Raw genomic sequence first — 2,235 nt, forward strand, 5'->3', positions numbered from 1 at the left:
GCCTTGATCAGCCCGGCCTCGCGGCAGTGCTCGACGAGCCTGTCGAAGAGCGTCCGTTCCAGGCCGTGCCCGACCAGCCGGGCACGGAACTTCGACAACGCGGAGAAGTCGAAGCCGGCATCGGACAGCTCCGTGCCCAGCGCGTACTTCCACGAAAGACGGTCCCGTGACGCGTCCGCGGCCTGCCGGTCGGTGAGGTTCTCGGTGAACTGCAGCACCGTCACCAGGGCAAGCAGCGCCGGGGACTGGGCGGGAGCCCCACGGCTGGGAAACGCATCGGTGAACAACGCGTCGTCGAAGACCTCGGCAAGGTGGTCACGCAGGCGCATGGGCAGGCTGCCACCGGGGAAGGCGGCGCGAGCCGTCCTGGCGGTCTGCTCAGGAACGGGCGGCAATCCCCCCGGCCGCATGGACACCGCACCGACCCCCTACGGCCGGGGCATACAGAACGACCGCACCAACGATCATGCCGGGCCGCCCCGCACCCCTGCAGGCAATTCAGCAACAGAGTCGTCGTCGACTCTGCTGCTCAATTCGTCTGGGCTCGGGGACCGCTGATGCGCGAGGGCGACTTGCCCGGTTCCTGACGTTCTGGTGGTGAGGCTACGCGCACGGGAGGTGCTGACGAACCAGATGCTCAGGAATATGGAGTTGCGGCCCGGCGGCCCGGCTGACCGAGGCGCTTGGGACCCGCTGCCGCGTTGCAGGCCGTTAGCCCAAGGCCATGAAGTTATGGGTCGGGTTCGTGGCTGCAGGTGGGGTCTGATCTGGAGGAACGCCGGACGCGAGAAGCGGAGCCCCGGTAGAACTGGCTGGTCCGCCAAGACAAGCCGTTCACAGCACCGGAGGCTCCGCTGTCGGGTCAGTGTGTCATCAGCCGCGAGATCGCGGTAGCCGACGGTCTTTTCGCTCCGGGTCACTTGGGTGAGCTGACGCAGATCGTCCCGTTCGAGATGGCCGACGCCGCCCTGGCCGAGTGCGGGGCCGTCCAGCAGCGGTTGCGGAAACTCCCTGCCCGGGTGGTCGTTTACCTCCTCCTGGCTGCTGCTCTGTTCGAGGAGTGCGGCTATCCGGCCGTGTGGGCCAGGATGACCTCCGCACTGCGCTCCCTGCCTGTCCCGAAGATCACCGCGACGGCACTGTGGCACGCCCGCGCCAGGCTCGGCGTTCGCCCCATGCGGGCCCTGTTCGACCTGCTGCGCGGCCCGGCGAGCGCGATCCGCACCACCGGGGCCCGCTGGGCGGGACTGCTGGTCGTCGCCGTCGACGGCACGTACCTCGATGTCCCCGACGGTCCCGCCACCCGAGCCCACCTGGGCAAAGGCTCCAACCAGTACGCCACCTCGGGCTATCCGCAGATCTGCCTGGTCACCCTGGTCGCCTGCGGCACCCGGGCAGTGATCGACGCCGTCTTCGGCCCGCGCACCAGCGGCGAGACCACCCACGGCAAGCGCCTGGCCCGCTCCCTGCACGAGGGCATGATCGTCCTGCTGGACCGCGGCCTGTCCTCCAACGCCTTCCTGACCACGGTCGCGGACACCGGCGCCGCGTTCCTCGCCCGGCTGTCCGCCACCCGCAAGCCACCGGTCCTGCACCGCTTCGACGACGGCTCGTTCCTGTCCCGGATCGGCACGCTGGAGGTCCGCATCATCGAATGCGAGATCACCATCGCCACCACCGCCGGCCGCACCACCGGCGTCTACCGCCTGGCCACCACCCTGCTCGACCACCACCGCCACCCGGCATTCGAGCTGGTCAAGCAGTATCACGAGCGGTGGGAAGCGGAATCCGCCTTCTTCGCGATCAAGAAGTCCATGCTCGGACGCCGGGTCCTGCGCGCCCGGACCATGGCCGGCATCGCCCAGGAGGTCTACGCCCTGCTGACCGCCTACCAGCTGATCCGGATCGCCATCGCCGACGCCACCGCGACCCTCCCCGACGCGGACCCCGACCGGGCCAGCTCCAGCATCGCCCTCCAAACCGCCCGCGACCAGGTCATCCAGGCCGCAGGCGTGATCGCCGACACCGCCGTCGACCTCGTCGGAACCATCGGCCGCGCCGTCCTGAACCAGCCGATGACAGCACGCCGACTCCGCGTCAGTCCCCGCGCCGTCAAGCGACCACTGTCCCGATACGCGTACAAGAGCCTGCGCATGGACCGACGCACCTACAAGGCCACCATCAGCATCGACATCCTGTTGACAGGGCCCATCAGCCCATAACTTCATGGCCTTG

2 protein-coding genes are annotated in these 2,235 nt (G+C 68.9%); one reads left to right on the top strand and one right to left on the bottom strand.

Annotation, left to right across the window (positions count from 1 at the left end; translation table 11 throughout):
• On the bottom strand, positions 1 to 329 hold a 329-nt coding region (locus B9S61_RS30450), incomplete at its 3' end, for a transposase (protein WP_181007547.1).
• A gap of 591 nt (positions 330 to 920) precedes the next feature.
• Between B9S61_RS30450 and B9S61_RS30455 the strand changes: the two genes are divergently transcribed.
• Positions 921 to 2,222: an IS4 family transposase gene (locus tag B9S61_RS30455; RefSeq protein WP_258039752.1), complete on the top strand. Its 1,302-nt coding sequence runs from the start codon at positions 921 to 923 to the stop codon at positions 2,220 to 2,222.
• The last annotated feature ends 13 nt before the right edge of the window (positions 2,223 to 2,235 follow it).

It is taken from the genome of Streptomyces sp. SM1 (genome assembly GCF_002910825.1).
GTDB classification, from domain to species: domain Bacteria; phylum Actinomycetota; class Actinomycetes; order Streptomycetales; family Streptomycetaceae; genus Streptomyces; species Streptomyces okerensis.